21 protein-coding genes are annotated in these 26,628 nt (G+C 60.7%); 14 read left to right on the forward strand and 7 right to left on the reverse strand.

Annotated elements, in window-relative coordinates; translation table 11 throughout:
* Positions 1-4: 4 nt before the first annotated feature.
* Entirely contained in the window at positions 5-955 is a 951-nt protein-coding gene (locus AHA_RS10900; protein ID WP_011706011.1) for an AAA family ATPase, read from the reverse strand.
* 193 nt (positions 956-1,148) lie between these two features.
* Between AHA_RS10900 and fadI the strand changes: the two genes are divergently transcribed.
* The 5 genes from fadI (at position 1,149) to AHA_RS10925 (ending at position 6,688) form a co-directional block, all read left to right on the forward strand.
* Complete coding sequence (fadI, locus tag AHA_RS10905; RefSeq protein ID WP_011706012.1) at positions 1,149-2,459, forward strand: acetyl-CoA C-acyltransferase FadI; 1,311 nt, start codon at positions 1,149-1,151, stop codon at positions 2,457-2,459.
* A complete protein-coding gene (fadJ, locus tag AHA_RS10910; protein ID WP_011706013.1) occupies positions 2,459-4,606 on the forward strand; it encodes a fatty acid oxidation complex subunit alpha FadJ in 2,148 nt (715 codons plus the stop codon). Before fadI ends, fadJ begins: the two co-directional genes overlap by 1 nt.
* Before the next feature lie 295 nt (positions 4,607-4,901).
* Positions 4,902-5,042, forward strand: a complete 141-nt coding sequence (locus tag AHA_RS10915) for a TIGR02808 family protein (RefSeq protein WP_005301193.1) — start codon at positions 4,902-4,904, stop codon at positions 5,040-5,042.
* Positions 5,043-5,234: 192 nt separating this feature from the next.
* The gene (locus AHA_RS10920; protein ID WP_016350817.1) at positions 5,235-5,792 is read left to right on the forward strand and encodes a YaeQ family protein; all 558 of its coding nucleotides are present in this window, start codon (positions 5,235-5,237) and stop codon (positions 5,790-5,792) included.
* An 11-nt stretch (positions 5,793-5,803) separates the two neighbouring features.
* Positions 5,804-6,688 carry an AEC family transporter gene (locus tag AHA_RS10925; RefSeq protein WP_011706015.1) on the forward strand — a complete coding sequence of 295 codons (885 nt, stop codon included), beginning with the start codon at positions 5,804-5,806 and terminating at the stop codon, positions 6,686-6,688.
* Positions 6,689-6,855: 167 nt separating this feature from the next.
* Here AHA_RS10925 and AHA_RS10930 read toward each other — a convergent pair whose 3' ends face one another.
* The 4 genes from AHA_RS10930 to AHA_RS10940 form a co-directional block, all read right to left on the reverse strand.
* Positions 6,856-7,302, reverse strand: coding sequence for an HNH endonuclease (locus AHA_RS10930; protein ID WP_237701995.1), 447 nt, complete (start codon positions 7,300-7,302; stop codon positions 6,856-6,858).
* A gap of 263 nt (positions 7,303-7,565) precedes the next feature.
* Positions 7,566-8,546: a toprim domain-containing protein gene (locus AHA_RS21775; protein WP_011706016.1), complete on the reverse strand. Its 981-nt coding sequence runs from the start codon at positions 8,544-8,546 to the stop codon at positions 7,566-7,568.
* Positions 8,547-8,799: 253 nt separating this feature from the next.
* Positions 8,800-9,414 carry an AAA family ATPase gene (locus AHA_RS21780; RefSeq protein WP_139348870.1) on the reverse strand — a complete coding sequence of 205 codons (615 nt, stop codon included), beginning with the start codon at positions 9,412-9,414 and terminating at the stop codon, positions 8,800-8,802.
* Positions 9,415-9,599: 185 nt separating this feature from the next.
* Positions 9,600-9,764: a hypothetical protein gene (locus AHA_RS10940; RefSeq protein ID WP_164927641.1), complete on the reverse strand. Its 165-nt coding sequence runs from the start codon at positions 9,762-9,764 to the stop codon at positions 9,600-9,602.
* A gap of 258 nt (positions 9,765-10,022) precedes the next feature.
* Here AHA_RS10940 and AHA_RS10945 point away from each other — a divergent pair, with 258 nt between their 5' ends.
* The 7 genes from AHA_RS10945 to AHA_RS10975 all read left to right on the forward strand — a co-directional run bounded on the left by AHA_RS10945 (position 10,023) and on the right by AHA_RS10975 (position 19,918).
* Positions 10,023-11,957: a sigma 54-interacting transcriptional regulator gene (locus AHA_RS10945; RefSeq protein ID WP_011706018.1), complete on the forward strand. Its 1,935-nt coding sequence runs from the start codon at positions 10,023-10,025 to the stop codon at positions 11,955-11,957.
* A gap of 428 nt (positions 11,958-12,385) precedes the next feature.
* Positions 12,386-13,573 carry a knotted carbamoyltransferase YgeW gene (ygeW, locus tag AHA_RS10950; RefSeq protein WP_011706019.1) on the forward strand — a complete coding sequence of 396 codons (1,188 nt, stop codon included), beginning with the start codon at positions 12,386-12,388 and terminating at the stop codon, positions 13,571-13,573.
* A 127-nt stretch (positions 13,574-13,700) separates the two neighbouring features.
* Entirely contained in the window at positions 13,701-14,900 is a 1,200-nt protein-coding gene (dpaL, locus tag AHA_RS10955; protein ID WP_011706020.1) for a diaminopropionate ammonia-lyase, read from the forward strand.
* 123 nt (positions 14,901-15,023) lie between these two features.
* Positions 15,024-16,241: a YgeY family selenium metabolism-linked hydrolase gene (locus AHA_RS10960; RefSeq protein ID WP_005301172.1), complete on the forward strand. Its 1,218-nt coding sequence runs from the start codon at positions 15,024-15,026 to the stop codon at positions 16,239-16,241.
* Between the two features lie 118 nt (positions 16,242-16,359).
* Positions 16,360-17,784 carry a dihydropyrimidinase gene (gene hydA / locus AHA_RS10965; protein WP_011706021.1) on the forward strand — a complete coding sequence of 475 codons (1,425 nt, stop codon included), beginning with the start codon at positions 16,360-16,362 and terminating at the stop codon, positions 17,782-17,784.
* 95 nt (positions 17,785-17,879) lie between these two features.
* Positions 17,880-18,812, forward strand: coding sequence for a carbamate kinase (gene arcC, locus AHA_RS10970; protein WP_011706022.1), 933 nt, complete (start codon positions 17,880-17,882; stop codon positions 18,810-18,812).
* A gap of 182 nt (positions 18,813-18,994) precedes the next feature.
* Positions 18,995-19,918: a DMT family transporter gene (locus tag AHA_RS10975; protein ID WP_011706023.1), complete on the forward strand. Its 924-nt coding sequence runs from the start codon at positions 18,995-18,997 to the stop codon at positions 19,916-19,918.
* Positions 19,919-19,987: 69 nt separating this feature from the next.
* Here the strand turns inward: AHA_RS10975 and yqeB are convergent, their stop codons facing one another.
* Positions 19,988-21,580: a selenium-dependent molybdenum cofactor biosynthesis protein YqeB gene (gene yqeB, locus AHA_RS10980; protein ID WP_011706024.1), complete on the reverse strand. Its 1,593-nt coding sequence runs from the start codon at positions 21,578-21,580 to the stop codon at positions 19,988-19,990.
* A 19-nt stretch (positions 21,581-21,599) separates the two neighbouring features.
* Entirely contained in the window at positions 21,600-22,448 is an 849-nt protein-coding gene (gene yqeC, locus AHA_RS10985) for a selenium cofactor biosynthesis protein YqeC (RefSeq protein ID WP_011706025.1), read from the reverse strand.
* Between yqeC and mocA the strand changes: the two genes are divergently transcribed.
* Entirely contained in the window at positions 22,447-23,082 is a 636-nt protein-coding gene (gene mocA / locus AHA_RS10990; protein ID WP_256681961.1) for a molybdenum cofactor cytidylyltransferase, read from the forward strand. The two genes, yqeC and mocA, sit on opposite strands and share 2 nt — an antisense overlap.
* A gap of 420 nt (positions 23,083-23,502) precedes the next feature.
* Entirely contained in the window at positions 23,503-26,613 is a 3,111-nt protein-coding gene (gene ygfK, locus AHA_RS10995) for a putative selenate reductase subunit YgfK (protein WP_011706027.1), read from the forward strand.
* Positions 26,614-26,628: the final 15 nt, after the last annotated feature.

Consider the following 26,628-nt stretch of genomic DNA (forward strand, 5'->3'; position numbering starts at 1 on the left):
GGGCTCAGGGGCATGGGATCGCATCCAGCAGCAGGGTGATGAGCGCCTCGTTGTCGAGGTTGTCCGCCAGCGCCTGATAACTGGGAATGAGGCGATGGCGCAGCACGGCCGGCGCCAGCTGTTGAATGTCTTCGGGCAGCACGAAATCCCGTCCGGCCAGCCAGGCCCTGGCGCGAGCTGCTCTGGCCAGACCTATGCTGGCCCTGGGGCTGGCGCCCACCGCGACCAGGGGTTCGAGTTCCGGGCACAGGCCGCTGCCCGGTCGGGTGGCGCAGACCAGCTGCACCAGATAGTGCTCGAGGCGCCCCTGCATCTGCACCGCCTGCACCGCGCTGCGGGCCGCCAGCAGATCGGCCTGGCTCAGGGTGAGCGGCGGTGTTGGCAGGGTGTCGCCGCGGGCGTTGAGTTGGAGGATGGCCAGCTCCATGGCGGGGCTCGGGTAGTCCACCAGCAGCTTGAGCAAGAAGCGATCGAGCTGGGCCTCCGGCAGGGGATAGGTCCCCTCTTGTTCTATCGGGTTTTGCGTGGCGGCCACCATAAAGAGCGGCGACAGGCGCCAGCTCTTCTTGCCCACCGTGATCTGATGCTCGGCCATCGCCTCCAAGAGGGCGGACTGCACCTTGGCCGGCGCCCGGTTGATCTCGTCCGCCAGCACCAGGTGGTTGAAGAGGGGACCGGGCTGAAACACGAAGCTGGCATCCTGGGGATGAAACACCTCGCTGCCGGTGAGATCGGCAGGCAGCAGGTCGGGGGTGAACTGGATGCGGGTGAAGCGCCCCTCCACCGCGCCGGCCAGCGCCTTGACGGCCCGGGTCTTGGCAAGACCGGGGGCGCCTTCGATCAACACATGTCCTTCACATAACAGGGCGATCAGCAGCCCCTCGATGAGGGGGCCCTGTCCCAGAATTTGACTACCCAGATAGTCCCCAAGCTGTCTGAACTCGGCCGCTGCCATGCAATAAACCCGTTGTTTTCATAGAAGTTGATCTTTTTATACTCCAGTTGGCGCACAAGGGCGAGGGAGGGGGCCAAGATGGCGGCAATTTAGTTTCAATCAGCCGTATGAAATTTGTGAGTGGATTGTTAAGATGTGGCGCAATGAGGTCAGACCTCTCCCTTTAGTCTTCTCGTTTAACCAAGGAGCCAGGATGAAAGAGCCATTGAAACTGACGACTCGCCAGGGCGAACGGATTGCCGTCGTGGCGGGTTTGCGCACTCCCTTTGCCAAGCAGGCCACCGCCTTTCACGGCGTGCCTGCGGTGGATCTGGGCAAACTGGTGGTGAGCGAGATGCTCGCTCGCACCGATCTCGATCCCAAGCTCATCGACCAGCTGGTGTTCGGCCAGGTGGTACAGATGCCGGAAGCCCCCAACATAGCCCGCGAGATCGTGCTCGGCACCGGCATGAGTGTCAGCACCGATGCCTATAGCGTGTCGCGCGCCTGCGCCACCAGTTTCCAGGCCGTTGCCAACGTCACCGAATCCATCATGGCCGGCACGGTGGACATCGCCATCGCCGGCGGCGCCGACTCCTCCTCCGTGCTGCCCATCGGGGTGAGCAAGAAGCTGGCCCGCGCCCTGGTGGATCTCAACAAGGCGCGCAATCTGCAGCAGCGTTTCAATATCCTGCGCCAGTTGCGGGTCAAGGATCTGCTGCCGGTGCCGCCCGCCGTGGCCGAGTACTCCACCGGTCTCTCCATGGGGCAGACCGCCGAGCAGATGGCCAAGAGCCACCAGATCAGCCGCGAGGCGCAAGATGCGCTGGCGCACCGCTCCCATACCCTGGCCGCACAGGCCTGGGCCGATGGCAAGTTGAGTGGCGAGGTGTTTACCGCCCACGTGCCGCCCTACAAGGCGCCGCTGGAGCGAGACAACAACATCCGCGAAAGCTCGGATCTGGCGAGCTATGCCAAGCTCAAGCCGGTGTTTGATCGTGTCCACGGCTCCGTCACCGCCGCCAACGCCACTCCGCTCACCGACGGCGCCGCCGCCGTGCTGCTGATGCGCGAAGGGCGGGCCCGCGAGCTGGGCCTCGAGCCACTCGGCTACATCCGCAGTTTCGCGTTTTCTGCCATCGACGTGTGGCAGGACATGCTGATGGGCCCCTCCTACGCCACCCCGCTGGCGCTGGACCGTGCCGGCATCACGCTCAGCGATCTCACTTTGATCGACATGCACGAGGCCTTTGCCGCCCAGACCCTGGCCAACCTCAAGATGTTTGCCAGCAAAGAGTTTGCCCAGAGCAAGCTGGGTCGCGATCAGGCCATCGGCGAGGTGGACATGGACAAATTCAACGTCCTCGGTGGCTCGCTGGCCTTTGGTCACCCCTTTGCCGCGACCGGTGCGCGGATGATCACCCAGACCCTGCACGAGCTGCGGCGCCGGGGTGGGGGATTGGGGCTTAACACCGCCTGTGCGGCGGGTGGTCTCGGCGTGGCCATGGTGTTGGAGGTAGAGTGATGAGCGAGAAGACTTTTTCCCTGGCGGTGCGCCAGGATGGCATCGGCATTCTCACCATGGATGTGCCGGGCGAGAGCATGAATACCCTCAAGGCCGCCTTTGTGGAGGAGATCCGCGCGGTGCTGGCCGAGGTGAAAGCCAATAAAGAGCTGATCGGCCTGGTGGTGGTCTCCGGCAAGAAGGACTCCTTCATCGCCGGCGCCGACATCAGCATGCTGGCGGCCTGTACCAGCGCCAAGGATGCCGAGACGCTGTCGCGGGAAGGGCAGGTGATCTTCGCCGAGATCGAGTCGCTGCCGATCCCGGTGATCGCCGCCATTCACGGCCCCTGCCTCGGCGGCGGGCTGGAGCTGGCGCTGGCCTGCCATGGCCGGGTGGTCACCGATCACGGCAAGACGGTGCTCGGCCTGCCCGAGGTGCAACTGGGCTTGCTGCCGGGCTCCGGCGGGACCCAGCGTCTGCCGCGCCTCATCGGGGTGGCCAAGGCGCTCGATCTGATGCTGACCGGCAAGCAGGTGCGGGCCAAGCAGGCCAAGAAACTGGGGCTGGTGGACGACGTGGTGCCGCCCTCCATCCTGCTGGACGCCGCCATCAAGTTGGCCAAGAAGGGCAAGCCCCGTCACGAGCTCAAGCGGGATCTGCAGGGCAAGCTGCTGGAGACCAACAAGCTTGGCCGCAAGGTGCTGTTCGATCAGGCCCGCAAGGGGGTGAAGGCGAAGACCCGCGGCAACTACCCGGCCCCGGATCTGATCCTGGAAGTGGTGCGCATCGGGGTGGAAGAGGGGATGCAGGCCGGCCTTGCCGCCGAATCCCGCCACTTTGGCGAGCTGGTGATGACTGCTGAGTCCGCCGCCCTGCGCTCCATCTTCTTTGCCACCACCGAGATGAAGAAGGAGGTCACCTATCAGGGGGCCGAGCCGCGCAAGGTGGGTCATGCCGCCGTGCTGGGCGGTGGTCTGATGGGGGGCGGCATCGCCTTCGTCACCGCCACCAAGGCAGGCGTGCCGGTGCGGATCAAGGACGTGGCCAGCAGCGGCATCGGCAATGCCATGCGCTACAGCTACGACATCCTGGCCAAGAAGCTCAAGCGCCGCCAACTGCTGCGCAGCGAGCTTGAGAAGCAGATGAGCCTGCTGACCGGCACCCTCGACTACTCCGGTTTCCACCGGGTCGACATGGTGGTGGAGGCGGTGTTCGAAGATCTTTCCCTCAAGCACCAGATGGTGAAGGACGTGGAGCGCGAGTGTGGCGAGCACACCGTGTTCGCCTCCAACACCTCCTCTCTGCCTATCCACCAGATCGCCTCGGTGGCGGCGCACCCGGAGCGGGTGGTGGGGCTGCACTACTTCAGCCCGGTGGACAAGATGCCGCTGGCGGAGATCATCCCCCACGCCGGCACCAGTGCCGAGACGGTCGCTACCACCCTGGCCTTTGCTCGCGCCCAGGGCAAGACCCCCATCGTGGTCAAGGACGAGGCGGGCTTCTACGTCAACCGCATCCTGGCCCCCTACATGAACGAGGCGGCGCGCCTGGTGCTGGAAGGGGAGCCGGTGGAGGTGCTGGACGGTGCCCTGCTCGATTTCGGCTTCCCGGTCGGCCCCATCACCCTGCTGGACGAGGTGGGGATCGACGTGGGTGCCAAGATCTCCCCGATCCTCGAAAAAGAGCTGGGGGGCGAGCAGTTCCAGGCCCCGGCGGCCTTTAACAAGCTGCTGCAAAACGATCGCAAGGGGCGCAAGAACGGCAAGGGCTTCTACCTCTACGGCAAGGCGGCCCCGCGCAGCAAGCTCACCGGCAAAGAGGGCAAGAAGATGGTGGACGAGAGCGTCTACGGTGTGCTCGGCATCTCGCCCCAGGCCAAGCTGGCCAAGACGGAGCTGGCCGAGCGCTGCGTGTTGATGATGCTCAACGAAGCGGCCATGGCGCTGGACAGCGGCGTGGTGGCCTCGGCTCGCGATGGCGACATCGGCGCCATCTTCGGCATCGGCTTCCCGCCGTTCCTGGGTGGCCCGTTCCGCTACATGGACAGCCTCGGCATCGAGCATCTGGTGGGGCGCCTTGAGCACTACCAGAAGCGCTACGGCGACCGCTTCGCCCCCTGCGATCGCCTCAAGGCGATGGCAGCGGAGCAGCAGCGCTTCTATTGAGCGTGCGCCGCTCGCGGCAATTGGCCAACCGACAAGGAGGCGACCCCGGGGTCGCCTCCTTCTTTTTGGCGCTTGGATGGAAAATGCAGGGGCCGCAGGCTGACAACTGGTTGAATCCCGTCCATATTTTTCCTCGGTAAGGGATAAATTGTTGATCCAACTCAAACTAGCCCCCTATTTATTACTTTGGTGGCATAGGACTCAGGCGCTGGTTGGGGTCAAATAGCATCATCAGGAACGGGGGGATAACCCCGTCACGAAAGGGACACCCATTTCACTGGATGAAGGACACATAATGAGTCTGCTTGAACAAACCATCTGGACTGTATTGGGATACGGGGCCATGCCCTTTATCTTCCTGAGCGGGTTTGTGGCGGTGGCAGTGACCTGCTGCCTGCTGCTCAATGCCTTCGGGGTCAAGTCCGCCGAGAAGTGATCCGCTTCTTTCGTTCATACCGCCAAATGCCAGTCTTCGGACTGGCATTTGTTTTTTGAGCCTTGGCAGGCAGTTATCTGCGCTCCTGGGGCCAAATGTGTGCTGCTTGAGGTCGAACCGGCCGCCGATTTTGATTACACTGGCGCGCAGTTTTTCGTTTCGGCCCGCTTCCCAAGGTATTCAAGGTTTTCTATGGCTCTCAAGGCAACCGTATTCAAGGCTCAGCTCAGCCTGTCCGACATGGATCGCAATCTGTATCAGGACTTCTCTCTCACCCTGGCCCGTCACCCATCCGAGACTGACGAGCGGATGATGATCCGGCTGGCGGCCTTCGCCTGGCACGCTGCCGAGCGACTGGAGTTCACCAAGGGCCTCTCTGCCGATGACGAGCCGGAACTCTGGCGCAAGAACTATTCCGACGAGATTGAACTCTGGATCGAACTCGGTCAGCCCGACGAGCGCCGTCTCAAGAAGGCGTGCAACCGCTCCCGTCATGTGGTGCTCTACCTCTACGGCGGCCGTGGCACCAGCGTCTGGTGGAAGCAAAACCAGGGCAAACTCGGCCTGCACGACAACCTGACCGTGATTGAGCTCTCCGACAGCCAGACCCTGCCGCTGACCGAGATGGTGGAGCGCACCATGCAGCTCACCTGCACCATCTCCGACGGCCAGCTCTGGGTGAGCAACGGCCGCCAGGAAGTGACCCTGGATCCCGTGCTGCTGATGGGAACCCCCGCCCGCGAACTGTAAAGGACTCGCCCATGTTCAGCGCGCTGCTCAATATCGTCATTCCGGTGTTTGCGGTGGTGGGGCTCGGCGCCCTCTACGGCAGGTTGCGTCCGGGCGGCGCGCTGGGTTACGTCAATCGGGCCAATATCGAGCTCTTTACCCCGGCGCTGGTGTTCTCGGCGCTGGTCAAATACCCGCTGGATCTGATGGCCCACCTCTCGCTCATCGCGGCGGGGGCCTTGGTGATCCTGCTGCCGGGGTTGCTGCTCTCCCTGCTCAGGCTTCGCAGCATCAGCCGACCGGCCCTGATCCTGCCCGCCATGTTTCGCAACACCGGCAACCTCGGCATTCCGCTGATGGTGCTGGCCTTTGGCGAGCAGCAGCTGGGCGCCATCATCATACTGTTCGTGCTCTCCAACCTGCTCCACTTCTCGGTGGGCATGTTCATTCTCTCGGCCAACACCTCCCGCTGGCTCTGGCTGAAAAGCCCTGTGCTGTGGGCCGCCCTGGCCGGCCTGCTGGTGGCCAATCTGCACATTCCGCTGCCCGAATACCTGGTGACCAGCGCCTCTTTGCTCGGCCAGATCTCGGTGCCGCTGATGTTGTTTGCCCTCGGTATCCGGCTGATGGAAGGGGAGCTGGATCACCTGGGGCTCGCCCTCAAGTGCAACCTGCTCTATCTGCTGGCCGGCGGCATCTCCCTAGGGCTGGCGGTCTGGCTGTTGCCGCTGCAGCCGGCCTGGATCCCGCTGCTGATGCTGTCGGTGGCGCTGCCACCGGCGGTGCTCAACTACATGCTGTGCGAGCAGTACCAGTGCCAGCCCGAGAAGGTGGCCAGCATCGTGCTCGGTGGCAATGCGCTCTCGGTCCTGGTGATACCGCTGGCAGTCTGGCTGGCCCTGCATCTGGGCAGTTGATCCTGTTCAGCAATAAAAAGGACGCCTGAGGGCATCCTTTTTATTGCTGCCACGAAAGTCCGATTACATTTCGTTAATCTAACCTACGGCCTTGCACTCGTGTTACCCGCCAGAGCGGATGGTCAGCCCGATAGCAAGGTGTTGGCCATTGGCGCGGTTGAACAGCCTTAAACACCATTGGTTTTGCTCCCCTTGACCTTGCTGGTGATCCCTTTAGGAAACCAGCCCCCTTTACCCACCCGCGCCCGTACTTTTTTCTGATATTGCTCAGGGGATAGCACCTTGGGGGTTTTGTGGCGGGTGCTGTTGCAGTACTGACAGGCGGCCACGATATTGGCGGGCTGGTTCGAGCCACCTTCGCCGCGTGGCTGCAGATGTTCCCCCGTGCACTGCAATAGCCGGGCTTCGGCAGGGGTGAGGCGGTATTGATGCATCAGTGCGGCAGGGGAGGCTTCCCACATTGGCAGTCCGCAATAGAAGCAGTGAAAGGATTGACGAACGGCAGCCTGATGGCGTTGTTTGGCGATGTTACCCATGGTCGTGACCTCAATCAGTTTGATATTGAAGTCCGTGACGGGATGGATTGGATAATAGCCGGACGGACTTCGGTTCAAGTTGAAGTCCCGTCGGCCTGCATAGACTCAGAGCGGGTACTGACCGGCACAACCGGATCAGCCTTACACCGCTCACCTTACGATACAGCGGCAATCAATTGATAGCGTGGTTTGGGGTGAATGTAAAGCGAGTAATTCAATGGAGTGCTAATTACTTGGTGATATTAGACTCAGCTACAAATCGGCGATGTAAAACACTTGGCTAAAAGTGAAGTGCTGTCATGTTGCAGATAGCACTTCACTGAAGACTGCAGGTCTGTTTATTAAGAAGTGATACCTAGAGCTCTGTTAATAACTTGAGGTACACTGTCATCCCTGCTAAGTTCAACAGGGAAGCTATCAACGTCAAGGATATTACTTTTAATAGCAACGATGAGTCTGTCATTTTTAACTGCTAGATCAAACATTTCTGAACGTCCGCCAAGGATTGACCTAGCTAAAGCATTGAAGTGAGTTGATGTAGGATCGCTCTTAAACACCTCATGTGCAGGAGATACGATGGCAAGGATTAGTGCTCTTAGTGCTTCGGCCTCACTTATTTTTTGAGTCATTGCAGCATGAGTAATACATCTAATAACATCTCCATATGACGTTGTTAAATCTGATTTGTTAATGCTGTAGAATGCGTCAATTTCATCAATAGCAGCATTCGGTTTACCTATAGAGGTATTTTGATCTGATGTTAAGTAATATGATTCAATAGACCCTTTCCTAAGAATAAAGAGACCACTTTTTTCCAAAATATTTAAAAGTGCTGTAAGTCTTCTTTTTATGGAAAGGAATTGTTGGGGCAGCAGCTGATCTTCATGTGTAAAAAGTGTACAGAATGTTGCTCTGCGTTTTGAAACTATAAGATCATCATCTTGAGATTTGTTAATCCAGTATGGATGTTGTGCTGCTAATATGGCTATGCTATTCCATTCATTGGTAACAAGTCTGCAGAAATCATTGTAAATATCTGTTGCCATATCATTTGCCGTGGCAGCCCCAAAATCACTTGCAAGTTCATCAGCATATGTATTCTCCACTAAGTAACCACTGACGAGAGCTGTTCCATCTGCAATACCATCAGCATCAACCAAGGCTACTGGTTCTTTGCCCATTAACCTAAAGAGTTTTGCGACGACTGACATCTGTCCTTTACCTATGACAGGTAAAAGTTGAGAGCCAGCCGCTTCAAGATGAATATCAAAAATATTTGATAAGGCACTGCATATAAAAAATATCAGATGGGCCTTCCACAAGTAGGGGGCGCTTTGAGAATAGGGCGAGTTTATGCTCCTGACCTAGTCGAGCGATAAGTTCTTTTACTTTTCTATTGTTTAATTCGCCAGCATCTGTTGGGATTTGTACTGGTGGTTTTGATATGCTGTGACAAAAGATGATTGATGGTAGATCAGATGGTGTATTGATCTTAAACATTTCTGTTGAGTGTGTTGCAATCACTATTATTTTCTTATAGCCACCTTCACTGGGATGCCCAGCCGCATTAATGATCTATTGCAGAAGAAAAGATTGCAATTGTGGATGAAGAGATACTTCAGGTTCATCAATAAGGAGCGCCCCAACCTCATCATCATACAATGCCGATAGAATACCAACTAAATGGATCAATCCTGATGCTTCTTTTCCTGATGAATATGGAGTTTCAGGAATATCTAAGTTGATAAAAGAAACTTTTAATCCACCAGAGTCCCAGTCAAGTATTATATCCTTATTAAATAATTTCCTTAGGCGTTCTTGTACTTTTACTAAAATATCAGCACGTTGTGATAATGTTTGAAAATCTCCAGTCAGCGTTTCAATGGAATGCCGCATACTTGTATCTGATGAACTTCCTAGTCTTGCATGGTCAAAACGAGGTGTACCTCTATGTCCATCATAATCCGAGCGATAGTTTTCAAGCGGGCCCATTCTCCCGGCCGATAAGAAACGTATTTTTTTATTCGTTACATATGGCTGAAGACCCATTTTTAATGAACGAAGAAGATGTGTTTTCCCTGAACCATTTGGGCCAATTAGAGTTGTCAGTCCCTTATGGAGAATTATCTCTCTGGTATTATTGGTTGTTTGGCTATCAATATGGGCAGTAACAGTAATAGGAAAACTCATTGATATCTCCATGTTATTTACAAAAGCATTATTTATATGCAATTAGCCTAATGCTAACCGAAGCGTAACCCCATTGGAATCATTTGAGATTCATTTACTTTTGTGCAATGACTAACCCACCATAAACCCCATCCCCCTTCATGCCGCCGCACTATGGCGGCATGAACATATCCAAGACCCCATACTCAGCGCCCTTCGTGGCCATCCTCCAAGCCAACCCCGTCAGCGGGGAGCGGCTGGCGGTGCTCGATGCGCAGCTCACCCCCCAAGGTGATGGCTGGTACCAGCTGCTGCCGGTCGGCCCCTTCAAAGCCCGTGATGGTCGCCCGTTCGATATGGCGAGTGGCCACTGTCAGCTAGCTGGATGGGCAAATTGCCGCTGCCCTGATTGCTTGTGTCAACGCGCTCTGGCAAGACATCCGGAGCGATACGACCAACAGACTCTCAGGGCAGCACAGAATGGTCAGCCTGCGCCAGCTCTCACTCCGGGATGCGGGGTGGGTGCAAGTTCCCTTTTCGTGATCCTCGGCGAAGTCGCTGTCGTTGAATTGGCATAGTATCTGGCCAGCATGAATCCCACCCGGGGTGGGAGCCAGGGGATTTACAACATGATGTCCGTCAGTAACCAATGTTTGTTGATGCAGATCCAGCCCACCATTTTGCGCTTTGCCAAGATGCTGGCCAGCGTGCTGCAACTGGAAGTGGAAATCGTGGACGCCAACATGGTGCGGGTGGCGGGAACCGGCCCTTACGGCAAGTTCTTCGGTCGCCAGCTGGAGGGGGACTCCCGCCTGTTGCGCTACGTCATCGAGCATCAGCGCGAGAAGATCGTCACCCACACCAGCGAGGATCCGGTCTGTGAGGGGTGCAGTTGCAAGGAGAGCTGCCGGGAGCGGGCCTTTCTCGGGGTGCCCATCATGGTGGAGGAGAACTGCATCGGGGTGATCAGCCTGGTGGCCTTCAATCCGGAGCAGCAGGCCCGTCTCAACAACAACCTGCAGGAGGTGTGCGACTATGTGCAGCACATCTCCAGTATCTTCGTGGCCAAGCTGCTCGACTCGCGCGGGCTGTCGGACGGGGTCAACAAGGTCTTCCTGAGCCTGATGAACCACATGGATCAGGGCTGCCTGCTGCTAGACGAGAAGAGCCAGCTGCTCTACGCCAACGAGGTCGCGCTCAAGCAGCTCAACTGCCAGCAGGAGGCGCTGCTGGGCTGCGAGATAGGGCTGCGACCGCTCACCTTTGCCCAGCAGGGGTTGACCGGCCACCTGCAGCACATCGTCACCCTGGGGGATCGCCAGGAGCTGATCATCGGCCAGCTGCACCACGTGCAGGGCCAGCAGCTGTTTCTGATGGCGTTTCACCAGTCTCACGGCACGCCGAACCCGCCGCTGGAGCCCGACGAGGGAGTCAGCATGCTGATCGGGGAGAGCAAGCCGATGCGGGCCCTGAAAAAGCTGCTCCATCGCATCGCCCTGAGCCCCTCCAGCGTGCTGGTGTGCGGCGAGAGCGGCACCGGCAAGGAGGTGGTGGCCCGCGCCATCCACCGACTCAGCCCGCGCCGCGACAAGCCCTTCATCGCCATCAACTGCGCCGCCATCCCGGAGCAGCTGCTCGAGAGCGAGCTGTTCGGCTACGTGAAGGGGGCCTTCACCGGCGCCTCCAGCACCGGCAAGCAGGGGCTGATCCAGGCCGCCCAGCAGGGCACCCTGTTTCTCGACGAGATAGGGGACATGCCGCTCACCATGCAGGCCAAGCTGCTGCGGGTGCTGGAGCTGCGGGAGGTGACCCCCATTGGCGCCAGCCGGCCGGTGCCGGTGGACATTCGCATCATAGCCGCGACCCACCAGCATCTGGAGCAGTACATCGCCGAGGGCAAGTTTCGCGAGGATCTCTTCTATCGCCTCAACGTCATTCCCATCCACCTGCCGCCCCTGCGTGAGCGGGAGGGGGACGTGGCGCTGCTGACCCACTACTTCCTCAACCTGCACACCAGCCGCATCGGCCTGCTGTATCCGGGGCTGAGCCCGGAGGTAATGGCTCTGCTGGAGGGCTACCGCTGGCCCGGCAACGTGCGCGAGCTCAGCAACCTCATCGAGTACCTGGTGAACGTGGTGCAGGCGGGGGAAGTGATCGAGAGCATCCTGCTGCCCCCCAATATCCTGCGCAACCAGCGCAGTGGGGCGGACGAGCCGCCTCGAAGCGCCGTGCAAATCGCGCGCATGCCGCTCTCGCCCGACCCTTATTCCCATGGTGTGCTGGCCGACCCTGCGCTCAGCCCTGCCGCTGCCAACCCGGCATCGGCTACCGGGACGCCTTGGTCATCGCCAGAGGCAAGCCTGCCAGAGCCGGCCGCCGGTCAGGTAGAGCGCGGATTGACGCCGCCACTTGGCGAAAACGGGCTGGAGAACATGGAAAAGCAGATGATAGAGGAGACCCTGCTGCGCCTTGGCAACAAGAAGCTGGCCGCCCAGGCGCTCGGGATCGGCATCGCCACCCTCTATCGCAAGATAAAGAAGTACGAGATAGCCGTGCAGGCCTGATCCCGCAGCGGGTCGCCTGGCGGCCCCGCTTGACCGCGCCGCGACCGACAATCGCGGCGTTATCATTATGAGAATGTGGCCCCGCTTTCTATCAATTGGCAGGCTCTGGTGATAGCCGGACTGATAATTATCAGGGCGGGCTTGGCCTTCTCTCACCCTATTTCCGCGCTATTTCAGTGGCGCGCAGCCATCAGCTTGAAAATATGCTGGTCCACCTGCCTTGGCGAGGCGCCATATAGCCTCAGGCTGTGCGCCGGCTCACATTCAAGACACCTTTTCTGGTTATTTCCCGCTTATTTATGCGTTGGCACGCTTATTGATTGCCCTTATTTGACGCTGACCGATGAACTCACCCAATGGCCCTTGTTTCGGTGACCTGTGAGTGGAAGGGGAGCAATGCATTTCTCATCAACAGATTGGGGCTAACGATGAAAGCAGTGAACCAGTTAATCAAAGAGATCAATGAACTCAAGTCCAACCTGCATGAAAAAGACTTCCTGCTGACCTGGGAGCAGACCCCTCAGGAGCTGGCGCTGGTGCTCAAACTGGCCGAGGCCCTCAAGGGACTGCGCGCCGAAAACATCGCCACCAAGCTGTTCAATACCGGTCTTGGCATCTCGGTGTTTCGTGACAATTCCACCCGTACCCGCTTCTCCTACGCCTCCGCCCTCAACCTGCTCGGCCTGACCCAGCAGGATCTGGACGAGGGCAAATCCCAGATTGCTCACGGCGAGACGGTGCGTGAAACCGCCAACATGATCTCCTTCTGCGCCGATGCCATCGGCATTCGCGACGACATGTATCTGGGGGCCGGCAACGCCTACATGCGTGAAGTGGGCGCTGCGCTTGACGAAGGGTTCGAGAAGGGCGTGCTGCCCCAGCGCCCGGCGCTGGTCAACCTGCAGTGCGACATTGATCACCCGACCCAGTCCATGGCTGATCTCGCCTGGCTGCAGGAGCACTTCGGCAGCCTGGAGAACCTCAAGGGCAAGAAGATTGCGATGACCTGGGCTTACTCCCCCAGCTACGGCAAGCCGCTCTCCGTGCCGCAGGGCATCATCGGCCTGATGACCCGCTTTGGCATGGACGTGACCCTGGCCCACCCGGAAGGGTATGACCTGATCCCGGACGTGATCGAGGTGGCCAAGGAGAATGCCAAGGCCTCCGGTGGCAGTTTCCGCCAGGTTACCTCCATGGAAGAGGCGTTCAAGGATGCCGACATCGTCTATCCCAAGTCCTGGGCCCCCTATCAGGTGATGGAGCAGCGCACCGAGTTGCTGCGGGCCAACGATCACGCCGGCCTGAAAGAGCTGGAGCAGCATTGTCTGGCACAGAACGCCAAGCACAAGGATTGGCACTGCACCGAAGAGATGATGGCCCTCACCAAGGGGGGCGAGGCACTCTATATGCACTGCCTGCCGGCGGATATTTCCGGCGTCTCCTGCAAGGAAGGGGAAGTGAGTGAAGGGGTATTCGAGAAATACCGGATCGCCACTTATAAAGAGGCGAGCTGGAAGCCCTATATTATCGCCGCCATGATTGTCGCCCGTAAATTCTCGGCACCGGGCGCCGCCCTCGAAGGCTTGATAAAAGAGGCGCAAAAACGCGTCAAATAATGGCCTGGCCGGGCGGGAAATAAGTCCCGCCCGGCCGTCGTCATCACGCAGTTATTGTCACGGGTTCTCTCCCCGGGGCGCTTTTCACTCGATGATCCCCGGCGAGATGACTCTTTGCGAGGTATTCATGTCCCAATTTTCCCTGAAGATGGAGATTGCCGATAACCGTTTCTTTACCGGTGAGTCGCTGCCCCTGTTTTCCCGTGCCGAGGCACAAAAGGCCCGCGCCTTTCATAAAAAACTGGCCGGTTATGAGCCAACCCCCTTGTGTGATTTGAAAGATCTGGCCGCCTATATCGGGGTAAAAAATATTCTGGTCAAGGATGAGTCAAAACGCTTTGGTCTCAATGCCTTCAAGATGCTGGGGGGCGTCTACGCCATCGCCAACCTGCTCTGTGAAAAATACGGGGTGGCCATCGAGGATTTCTCCTTCGATCTCATCAAGCGCACCATCAAGGAGCCGATGACCTTCGCCACCACCACAGATGGCAACCACGGTCGTGGCGTCGCCTGGGCCGCCAAGCAGGTGGGCCAGCATGCGGTGGTCTACATGCCCAAGGGCTCAGCCCAGGAGCGGGTTGACCACATTCTCAATCTCGGTGCCGAGTGCATCGTCACCGACATGAACTACGACGACACCGTGCGCCTGACCATGAAGATGGCCGAGGAGCGCGGCTGGTACATAGTGCAGGACACCGCCTGGGAGGGTTACACCAAGATCCCGACCTGGATCATGCAGGGTTACGCCACCCTGGCCGACGAAGTGGTCGAGCAGATGCAGGCCATGGGCATCAAGCAGCCCACCCACGTGCTGCTGCAGGCCGGGGTCGGGGCGCTGGCGGGCGGCGTGCTCGGCTATCTGGTGGACTGCTTCGGGGCGAAGAACCTGCACAGCATAGTCGTCGAGCCGGATCAGGCCGACTGCATCTACCGCTCCGGCGTGGCGGGGGAGATGGTCAACGTGGGGGGCGACATGCGCACCATCATGGCCGGTCTTGCCTGCGGTGAGCCCAATCCCCTCGGCTGGCCGGTGCTGCGTGGCTGCACCACCCAGTTCATCTCCTGTCACGACAAGGTCTCGGCGCTCGGCATGCGAGTGCTCGGCAACCCCCTTGGCGATGATCCCCGCATCATCTCCGGCGAATCCGGCTCGGTCGGCACCGGCGTGCTGGCGGCGGTGCGCCACCACCCGGATCGCGCGGCGCTGATGGCCCGGCTTGGGCTCGATGAGCAGTCGGTGGTGCTGGTGATCAATACCGAAGGGGACACCGACGTGGCCCATTACCGGGAAGTGGTGTGGGAAGGCAAGCACCCCGCCTGCGACTAATCCCTGCGAGAACAGAGACACGAATTGAAGAACTGATCGCGCCTCACCAACGGGGCGCGGTAACGGGCACAGGGCGCTGCCGACGAACAGGCCGCGCACTCTCAGTTGTTATGGAGAATCACAATGAGCAAGCAAATTCCGTTTGAAATGGTGTTGGAGAAGGCCTACCAGTACAAGGCCGAGATGACTCAGTTCCTGCGCGACATGATCGCCATTCCGAGCGAGAGCTGCGATGAGGAGCGGGTGGTGCTGCGCATCAAGCAGGAGATGGAGAAGGTCGGTTTCGACAAGGTGGAGATCGACCCCATGGGCAACGTGCTGGGCTATATCGGCCACGGCCCGCACCTGATCGCCATGGATGCCCACATCGATACCGTGGGGGTCGGCAACATGGCCAACTGGACCTTCGATCCCTATGAGGGAATGGAAGATCACGAGATCATCGGTGGCCGTGGCGCCTCCGATCAGGAAGGGGGCATGGCCTCCATGGTCTACGCCGGCAAGATCATCAAGGATCTGGGGCTGGAAGACGAGTACACCCTGCTGGTGACCGGCACCGTGCAGGAGGAGGATTGCGACGGCCTCTGCTGGCAGTACATCATCGAGCAGAGCAAGATCCGCCCCGAATTCGTGGTCAGTACCGAACCCACCGACTGCCAGATCTACCGTGGCCAGCGTGGCCGCATGGAGATCCGCGTGGAGGTGCAGGGGGTCAGCTGCCACGGCTCCGCGCCGGAGCGCGGCGACAACGCCATCTTCAAAATGGGCCCGATCCTCGGTGAATTGCAGGAGCTGAGCCACAACCTCGGCAACGACGACTTCCTCGGTAAGGGCACCCTGACCGTCTCCGAGATCTTCTTCACCTCCCCAAGCCGCTGCGCCGTGGCGGACAGCTGCGCCGTCTCCATCGACCGTCGTCTGACCTGGGGCGAGACCTGGCAAGGGGCGCTCGACGAGATCCGCGCCCTGCCTGCGGTGCAAGCCGCCGGCGCCGAGGTCTCCATGTACCAGTACGACCGTCCGGCCTACACCGGTCTGGTCTACCCGACCGAGTGCTACTTCCCGACCTGGAAGGTGGAAGAGGATCACATCACGGTCAAAACCCTCTCCAAGGCGTACACCCAGCTGTTCAACAAGGCGCCGGTTGTGGACAAGTGGACCTTCTCGACCAACGGGGTCTCCATCATGGGTCGTCACGGCATCCCGGTCATCGGTTTTGGCCCGGGTAAAGAGCCGGAAGCTCACGCGCCGAACGAGAAGACCTGGAAGGAGCATCTGGTCAAGTGCGCCGCCATGTACGCGGTGATCCCCATGCTCTATCTGGCCGAGCTGGACAAGTAAGGGGGCTGCCGGGTGGTGACTGCCATCACCGCCCGGCTGTTGCAAGTGTGGCCAGTGCCCCGTCTTTCGCAGGCGGGGCCTTGCTGTTTGACGCGATCGGATGTGCGAGGGGGTGGGGATGAAACGGCTGATCAAACACGGTGTGCTGGTCGATGCGCAGGGTGAATATCGTCAGGATCTGCTGATCGAGAACGGGGTGATCCTTGAGCGCGCCGCCGATATCCAGCCCGATGGCGAGACCGAGCTGATCGATGCCAGCGGCTGCTACGTGATGCCGGGCGGTATCGACGTCCATACCCACTTCAACATCGATGTTGGGATTGCCCGCAGTTGCGATGATTTTTTCAGCGGTACCCGTGCCGCCGCCTGTGGTGGCACCACCACCATCGTCGATCACATGGGATTTGGCCCGGCAGGGTGCAATTTGCATCACCAGCTGGCCCGCTATCACGACTACGCCGCCGAGCAGGCGGTGATCGACTACAGCTTTCATGGCGTTGTTCAGCATGTGGATGACGCCATCCTCCACGAGATGGCCGCCATGGTGCAGGAGGAGGGGATCAGCAGCTTCAAGCTCTATCTCACCTACCAGTACAAGCTGGGGGACCACGACGTGCTGCGTGCCCTGGCCCGCCTCAAAGAGGTGGGGGCGCTCGCCACCGTCCACCCCGAGAACGATGCCGCCATCGCGGCGCGGCGGGCGGCCCTGCTGGCCGCGGGTCACCATGAACCCTGGTATCACCCGCAAAGCCGTCCGCTGCAGTGTGAGGCGGAGGCGATCGCCCGGATGATCAATCTGGCGGGGCTCGCGGGCAATGCGCCGCTCTATATCGTCCATCTCTCCAACGGCTTGGGGCTGGAGTATCTGAAACTGGCGCGCCGTCAGGGCCAGCCGGTCTGGGTAGAGACCTGCCCGCAATATCTGCTGCTCGATGAGCAGTGTTATTACAAGGAGAACGGGGTCGACTTCCTGCTGAGTCCGCCGCTGCGCGGGCGCAGCGAGCAGGACAAGCTGTGGGTCGGCATCGCAGCTGGTGACATCGACACGGTGGCGACCGATCACTGCAACTTCTCCCACGCCCAGCGCATGACCCTCTCCGGCGGCGATTTCAGCCGCTGCCCCAACGGCTTGCCTGGGGTCGAAAACCGGATGCTGCTGCTGTTTGCCCACGGAGTGCTCGGCGGGCGCATCTCGCCGTCGCGCTTTGTGGCCCTCACCAGCGCCAACCCGGCGCGTCTGTTTGGCCTCTGGCCGCGCAAGGGCAACCTGCAACTTGGGTCTGACGCCGATCTGGTGGTGATGGATCCCCGCGGTGACACCCTGATTTCTCACCCACTGCTGCACGACAACGGCGACTACAGCCCCTACGAGGGGATGCGCTGCCCCGGCCGGCTCAGGCTGACCCTGAGCCGCGGCGAGACAGTGGCCCGCGACGGCGAGTTTCTGGGGCGCCGTGGTAATGGCCGCTTTCTGGCCAGAGCGCCCTTTGACCCTGAGTTGGCGCCGGATCGGTACTCGCCTTGCCCTGCGGTGGCAGGCTGACAATCCGTTCGAAACAGACTGACCCGCAAGCTTATGTGCACAACGAAAGGTGGGCCGGTATCGCGCCGGCTTGTCCCCTCACTGGAGATAACAAGATGAAACAGCGAATCGTACTGGCCCTTGGCGGCAATGCGCTGGGCAACAACCTGCCCGAGCAGATGAAGGCGGTGCAGAGCACGGCAGGCACCATTGCCGACCTGATTGCCCAGGGGCACGAGGTGGTGGTGACCCACGGCAATGGCCCCCAGGTGGGGATGATCCAGCAGGCGTTCGAGGTGGCGGCCCGCCACGATCCCAAGGCGCCCCATCTGCCCATGTCGGTCTGCGTGGCCCTGAGCCAGGGCTACATCGGCTATGACCTGCAAAACGCCCTGCGCGAGGCCCTGCTGGCGCGCGGTATTCACAAGCCGGTGGCCACCCTGGTGACCCAGGTGGAGGTGGATAAAAACGATCCTGCCTTCCTCGACCCGAGCAAGCCCATCGGCGGCTTCTTCAGCAAGGAGGAGGCCGAGGCGCTGATGGCCAAGGGCGAGCGGCTCAAAGAGGACGCCGGCCGTGGCTATCGCCGGGTGGTGGCCTCCCCCAAACCCATCGATATCATCGAGAAAGAGACCGTCTCCGCCATGCTGGCCGCCGGTCAGGTGGTGATCACCGTTGGTGGCGGCGGCATTCCGGTGCTGCGGGAGGGCAACCACCTGCGCGGTGCCAGCGCGGTGATCGACAAGGATTGGGCCAGTGCCAGGCTGGCGGAGCTGATCGATGCCGATATGCTGATCATCCTCACCGCGGTGGAGAAAGTGGCCATCAACTTCGGCAAACCCGATGTGCAGTGGCTCGATCAGCTGAGCGTCGCCGATGCCAACAGCTTTATTGCACAGGGACAGTTTGCCAAGGGATCCATGCTGCCCAAGGTGGAGGCGGCGCTCTCGTTCGCCACCTCCATGGCGGGGCGCAGATCCCTGATCACCTTGCTGGAGAAGGCGGCCGACGGCATTGCCGGCAAGACCGGCACCCTGATAAGCCTGTAGCCTCGCCTTTGATGGTTGCAAACAGGGGGCCCAAGGCCCCCTTTCTGTTGGCTGGTACAGGGGATTGGCAGAGGGAAAGCATGGGCCGGCCAGCTCTTATCCGCGGTGGGCAGGGGGACGGCAGAGGAGTAAGATGGCGCCCCGAATGGCGGACGCACTGACCGCAGCAACAAGGCAGCACAATGAATAGCAAGTTGAACATGGCGGCGCTGGGGGGATTGGTCCTGCTCACCGCCATCTGGAGTTACAGCTGGATCGTGATGAAGCAGGTGATGCTCTACGCGGGGGCGTTCGAGTTTACCGCCCTGCGCTGCCTGTGCGGATCCCTGGTGTTGCTGCTGGTACAGTGCCTGCGCGGCCGCCGTTATCTCAAACCCACCCCGTTTCGCTATACCCTCGCCATCGCCCTGTTCCAGACCTGCGGCATGGTGGGGTTGGCCCAGTGGGCGCTGATCAGCGGCGGGGCAGGCAAGGTGGCCATTCTGAGTTACACCATGCCGTTCTGGGTGGTGATCTTCGCGGCGCTCTTTCTGGGTGAGCGGATGCGCAAGCTGCACTATCTGGCGGTCGGGGTGGCCGCCTGCGGCCTGCTGTTGGTGATCGAGCCCTGGCAGCTGCACCTGGATTCCATGAAGAGCGCGCTGCTGGGCATTGCCTCCGGGATCTGCTGGGGGATCAGCGCCATCATCGCCAAGCGGATGTATGCCCGCCACCCCGGGGTGGATCTGATGTCCCTCACCACCTGGCAGATGATCTACGCCACCCTGGTGATGGCGCTGGTGGCGGCCCTGGTGCCGGAGCGCCCCATCGACTGGCAGCCCTATGTGTTTGGTGCGCTCGCCTATAGCGCCATCTTCGCCACGGCGCTGGCCTGGAGCCTCTGGCTGTTCGTGCTGAAAAAGCTGCCGGCGGGGATCGCCGGGCTCAGCACCCTGGCGGTGCCGGTGAGCGGCGTGCTGCTCTCCTGGTGGCTGCTCGGTGAAAATCCGGGGCCGGTGGAGGGGAGCGGCATCGCCCTTATCGTGCTGGCGCTTATCGTCATCAGCCGCAAGGGCAAGCGTTCCGCGGTGTCGGTGGCGGGGGAGACCCGGGTCAAGCAGGGCTAAGCCGATTGCCAGCAAAAATAAAAAGGGCCCGCCATCATGGCGGGCCCTTCTGGTTTTAAGAACACTCTCTTATCTGCGTTGGGCCAGATGCATCATGGCCTCCAGCACGGCGCCACCGATGGCGCGCGCCTTGTCAGAGACGGTAGTGGGATCGGCCCGCTCGCCGCGCGGATCGATATCACCGATCTTGAAGCCGATGGTCACCTCGATGCCATCGCTGAGCAGCCCCCGCACCATGCCGGAGAGCGGCGCAATAATGGGGGCGTCCCCCACGTGGGCGATCACATCACCCTCCTGCACCAGATCGCCGAGCCTGATCAGGCTCTTCATCACCCCGGCAACGGGGGCGCGCACCACCCGGCGGGCGGAGTGCCCCTCGATCACCCCAGGAATGCCGGTATTGGGCTGGGCAGGGCCCTGATAGATGACCCGCCCCAGATGGTGGCCACGGTTGGTCTCGATGACCGCATCGCAGTCGCGCCCTGCCTCGAAACCCGGGCCCAGGGCCACCGTGATGGGGGCCAGCTCCCTGTGGGTGCCGAGATTCTGCTTGGCCAAGATGGCATCCACCAGATAGCGGGGCTTGAGCTCGGCGAGGGTGGCGCAGTCGGGGTCAACCAGCAGCGGAATGACGCCCAGATCCAGCTGCTCGAACGCCTGCTCGACGCTCTCCACCCGCTTGGCACGTACCCCTTCGACGCTGGTTTCGCCGTCGAACATCCCCTGGGCGAAGGCGACGGTGCGGCGGATCACCGTTGGCTTGTCGAGATCCAGCATCACCACCTTGAAGCCGGCATGGTAGAGACGCAGCGCCACCCCGGTGGCGATATCGCCTGAGCCGCGCATCACCACCAGCTGATCCCGCTTGAGGCGCACGTCATCCTGCATCAGGCCGCCCGCTTTGCCGTTTTTCACCTGCAGCAGCTCGGCGAGGATGCTGATGGCGATCTCCTCGGGGGTCTCGGCACCTATGTTGTAGCCGATGGGGGCGTGCAGCCGCTGCAGTTGGGCCTGACTCACCCCTTGCTGGCGCAGGGCCTGGGTGAAGGTCTGCACCTTGCGCTTGCTGGCGAGCAGCCCCAGGTAGGCGAGGGGACGGCTGATGAGCCGATCCAGCGCCTCCTTGTCCTGGTGGTTGGTGGCGATGATGACGAAGTTGGCGGGCTCGATGGCCAATTTCTCGATCACCGCGCTGATGGTGTCGGCCTGCTGCAGATGGGTGCCGGCCGGGAAGCGATCTGGGCTGAGGCTCCCCTCGAAGCAATCCCCCACGTGGATATCAAAGCCGAGCGGCGCCGCAGCATGGGCCAGCGCCCGGTTGACGTGGCCGGCGCCGATCAATACCAGGCGGGGGCGCAGGCCGTAGACGTCGATATAGACCGACATGGCGCCGCCGCAATCCGAGCCCACCGCATGCTCGCCGTTGCGGGCCATCCGGCCGTGGAAGATGCGCGGCTTGCGCTCGGCAATGGCGGCCACTGCTTCTTCGATCACCAACCGCTCTATCATGCCGCCGCCGATGGTGCCGAGGATCCGGCCATCGGCCATCACCAGCATCTGGGCCTGATGGCGCGGGGTGGAGCCCCGACTCTCGATGATCTGGGCCATGGCAAAGGGGGTGTTCTCCTGCTCCAGTCGGGCAGCGTGTGCAAACAGATTCATAAGGTACCTCGTATCATCCTTAACGGGTCAGCGACTGCGCGGCTTCGGGGGCAGGCCGACAGCAAACATGGTGAATGGCGCCGGGTTCACGCACGGCCCCCTGCCAGATGGCGTGGAGCTCGGGGTGGCGTTGCAGCAGGTTTATCAGGGCGGGCAGCCACTGCTGCTCATTTTGATAATCGCCATTGATAAACCAGATCCGTCGCGCCCCGGGCGGGGTGCCCTTGAACGCCCCCTCGGGGTGGGCGATGAGCCGGTCAAACAGGGCCCAGTCGAGCCGTTCACCGGCCGCAATCCCGCACAGGGCCTGGAACTCGGCCCAGCGGTGGATCTGCGCCGGGTCGGCGCAGGCGCCCACCATGGCGCCGCCCACCAGGGCGATCACCCAATCACTGTGCTGAGGAATGCAAGGTTCGTGCAAAGCGGGCGCTTTCAATAACTTGTGATGGGCGCCGTCCGCCTCCACCAGGATGATGTCGAAGCGTTGCTGTCCCTTGAGCAGATCGATCTGCTGAGGGCTCGGCCCCACCGCCTTGCCGCTGGCCCGATCGAGGTGGCTGAACAGCACCAGTTGCATCGGTTCATCGGGCAGCGCCTGGCAGCGGGTCAGCTGCCGAATGGGGTCGGCCTCGATCAGCAGAGTGCGCCGAGGGGAGGGGGCGGGCAGAAACATCCGGGTGCTGGTGGTGAGCAGCACCTTCTTGCCCTGTTGATGGAAATAGTCGGCCAACCAGAAGAGGGTGCTGGTTTTCCCCCCGGCGCCGCAAAGACTAATTAAAGTGGTACGCCCATCAATATTTTCGGTGAGCGGGTTTAATACACTCTCGATATTTGGCGAGGTGAGCAGAATGGGTGATGAAATAGCCATGGTGACGACCGATGAAAATAGAGGCGCGGTCAGTGAGAAGCACTGGCATTCGCGCGAGCGGTGCGACTGCCTAATTACGGCGGCCGGGCTCTCATCACGAATGGGCGCGTGGAAATTGATGCTACCGTATCGCCAGAGCACGATTCTTGATGAGAGTCTCAAAAATGCCCTGGTGCTGTGTGACCGGGTCATTCTGGTGGTGGGGCACCGCGCCGATGAGCTGATCAGCCGCTATGCCAATCACCCCCGTATCCGGCTGGTACACAACCATGATTATGCACAAGGGCTCGGCAGCTCCATCCGCGCGGGGCTCGCCGCCTGTAGCAGCGATCACCTCTTCGTGAGCCACGGCGATCTGCCCTGCATCCCCCCCGAGGTGTACCGCACGCTCTGGCAGGCGCGGGGGGACGAGACCCTCTTTCCCTCCTATCAGGGGGAGGCGGGCCACCCCGTGCTGTTGCCCAGAGCCCTTGTCAGGGCGCTGGCGGCGGCGCCGGCACAGGGTTCGGTGCGCCGCTGGCTGCTGGCGCATCCCCACCGATTCATCGAGGTGCAGAGCGCCGCCATCCTGCAGGATGTGGACACCCCGGAGCGCTATCAGGCGCTGCTGGCAAGGGGCGCATTCGAGCGCTGAACTGGTCGGCTGGCAGGGGCTTGCCGAGCCTTGCTTTGCATATCTATCCCCTTGTCTAACCCGTTATCAGGGGCCGACCGCGGCCGTTATCATCCTAGCCTGCCTGATAATGGCGATGGCCTCGCTCTTTATCAAACTGATAGCGCGCCGCGCCAAAGTGAGATCATTTTTAGCCGTGAGGGCGGCATTTCCATTATTTAAATTCGGTGTTGATAGCCACTCTCATTGTGGAAACTGGTATCGGTTTTCGATGTTTTATTAATTGGAGGTACCTCACGTTTTTATGGCTGAAAAATAAAAAGATCCGGCGCTGGCCTGATTGTTGCTCCTGTCAGTTTCAAGGGGCTTTTTATGCGTGGTTATGGATGGGCCCCATTTATTCACCCTGTCAATGAGCAGTGCCGCTGCAAGGAGATCAACATGGGCGATATTATGCGACCCGTTCCCTTCAAGAACCTTCTGGTCCGTATCTTCTCGGAATATAAAGCGAGTCAATCCATCTTCGGCATTCCCGCCGCGCAATTCTATCGCAAGCAGGACGAGCGCAAGATCAAGGTGTTCGGTGAAACCTGCGAGACTCCCATCGGCCCGGCAGCCGGCCCCCATACCCAGCTGGCCCAGAACATCGTCACCTCCTGGCTGACTGGCGGGCGCTTTATCGAGCTCAAGACGGTGCAGATCCTGGACCGTCTCGAACTGGAAAAGCCCTGCATCGATGCCGAAGACGAGTGCTTCAACACCGAGTGGTCCACCGAGTTCACCCTGCCCAAGGCGTTTGACGAGTATCTGAAAGCCTGGTTTGCCCTCTACCTGCTGGAAGAGGTGTTTGACCCCCGTCTCGACGGGGAGGCCAAGTCCTTCATCTTCAACATGAGCGTGGGGTACAACCTCGATGGCATCAAACAGCCACCGATGCAGCAGTTCATCCACAGCCTGATGGATGCCGGCAGCAATCCGAAATTTGCCGAGTACCAGCAGGTGGTACGTGACCTCGTGGCCGACGAGCAGTTTATCGCCGAGCTGGGGCTGGGGGCGCGGCGCGCTCGCCTGCAACAGCTGGTGGAGCGCATTCCGGCCAATCTGGTGCACGGCGTCACCCTCTCTACCATGCACGGCTGCCCGCCCAACGAAATTGAGGCCATCTGCCGCTACATGCTGGAAGAGAAGGGGCTCAACACCTTCGTGAAACTCAACCCGACCCTGCTGGGCTACCCGCGGGTGCGCGAGATCCTCGACACCTGCGGCTTTGATTACATTGGTCTGAGCGAAGCGTCGTTCGATCACGACCTCAAGCTGGATCAGGCCAAGGCGATGCTGACCCGACTGATGGCGCTGGGGGCCGAGAAGGGGCTCACCTTTGGGGTCAAGCTCACCAACACCCTGGGCACCATCAACCGCAAGGGGGCACTGCCCGGCGATGAGATGTACATGTCCGGCCGTGCGCTGTTCCCGCTCTCCATCAACGTGGCGGCCGTGCTGTCCCGCGCCTTCGATGGCAAGCTGCCCATCTCCTACTCCGGTGGTGCCAGCAAGTTCAACATCAGCGATATCTTCGAGACCGGCATTCGTCCCATCACCATGGCGACCGACCTGCTCAAGCCAGGTGGTTACCTGCGCCAGATTGAGTGCCTCAACGAGATCGATGCCTCCGATAGCTGGGCCATGACCCAGGTTGATGTCGAGAAGCTGGAGGCCCTTGCCGCCAAGGCGCTCACCATGGATTACACCCAGAAAGAGTGGAAGTCCGAGGATCGTATCGAAGTGGGCGGCGGTCTGCCGCTGACCGACTGCTACGTGGCGCCCTGCGTCACCGCCTGCGCCGTGCATCAGGATATCCCCGAGTACATTCGTCTGATGGGCGAGGGGGAGTATGTGGCAGCCCTTGAGCTGATTTATCAGCGCAACGCCTTGCCCGCCATCACCGGCCATATCTGTGATCACCAGTGCCAGTACAACTGCACCCGTCTTGATTACGACAGCCCGCTCAATATCCGCGAACTCAAGAAGGTCGCGCTGGAGCGGGGCTGGGAAGGGTACAAGGCGCGCTGGCACAAACCGGCAGGCAGTGGTGACAAACACCCGGTGGCGGTGATTGGCGCCGGCCCGGCCGGCCTCTCAGCCGGTTACTTCCTGGCCCGTGCCGGTCACCCGGTCACCGTGTTCGAGCGTGAAGCGGATGCCGGTGGCGTGGTCAAGCACATCATCCCCGAGTTCCGCATTCCGGCGGAGCTGATTCAGCACGACATCGACTTTGTCGCCGCTCACGGGGTCAAGTTCGAGTTCGGCTGCGATCCGGCGCTCACCGTCGACAAGCTGCACGCCCAGGGCTTTACCTATGTCTTCGTTGGCATCGGCGCCGACAAGAACGGGGGCATGCGCCTCGAAGGGGGACATGATCGGGTCTACAAGTCTTTTAACTTCCTGCGCAGCTTCAATCAGGGCAAACCGCTGCCGCTGGGCCGCCATGTGGCGGTGATCGGTGCCGGCAACACCGCCATGGACTGCGCCCGCGCCGCCCTCAAGGTGCCCGGTGTCAGCGATGTGACCGTTATCTACCGTCGCAGCGAGAAAGAGATGCCCGCCTATCGCGAGGAGTATCTGGAAGCGGTGGAGGATGGGGTGCGTTTTTGCTTCCTCACCAATCCGGAGGGCTTTGAGAAAGATGGCAAGCTTGTCGTGCGGATGATGGCGCTGGGGGAACCTGACGAGCAAGGCCGCCGCCGTCCGGTGCCCACCGAGCAGACCGAGGTGATGCAGATGGATGCCCTGATCACCGCCATCGGCGAGCAGCCTGATTGCGAGGTGCTTAAAGCCATGGGCATTCCTCTTGGCAGTGATGGCTGGCCCGAGGTGGATAGCCTGAGCGGCGAAACCAGCCGTCGCAACGTCTTCCTCATCGGTGACGTGCAAAGCGGCCCATCCTCCATCGTCGGTGCCATCGGTGGTGCCCGCCGCGCCGCGGATCTGGTGCTGGCCCGCGAGCATATCGCCAGCCAGCAGCGTGACGTGACCACCCAGCCGTCGGGCAAAGACGAGATCTACCGCCGCAAGGGAAACATCGCCGTCACCATGATTGACAAGAGCGAGCGCGATGCCTTCGTGGCGCAAGAGGCGCACCGCTGCCTCGAGTGCAACTACCTCTGCAGCAAGTGTGTGGACGTCTGCCCCAACCGGGCCAACGTCGCCATCGCTGTGCCGGGCTTCAAGGACCAATTCCAGACATTGCACCTGGATGCCTACTGCAACGAGTGCGGCAACTGCGCCCAGTTCTGCCCCTGGCAGGGCAAGCCCTATCAGGACAAGGTCACCATCTTCAGCCTGCCCGAGGACTTCGACAACAGCCGCAACCCCGGTTTCTATCTGGCTGATGGCGGTGAGCTGCGGGTACGTCAGGGCGGCGAGACCTATCGCCTGACCATAGACGCCCAGAGCCGGATCAAGGATGCGCCTGCGGCCCTTGGCGACATGTGCCGCATCATCAGCCATGTCCATGCTCATCACCACTACCTGCTGGGGGCCGTCGCGGCCTGAGCGAACCACGAATAA

The organism is Aeromonas hydrophila subsp. hydrophila ATCC 7966 (assembly GCF_000014805.1).
In the GTDB taxonomy this organism is placed as follows: domain Bacteria; phylum Pseudomonadota; class Gammaproteobacteria; order Enterobacterales; family Aeromonadaceae; genus Aeromonas; species Aeromonas hydrophila.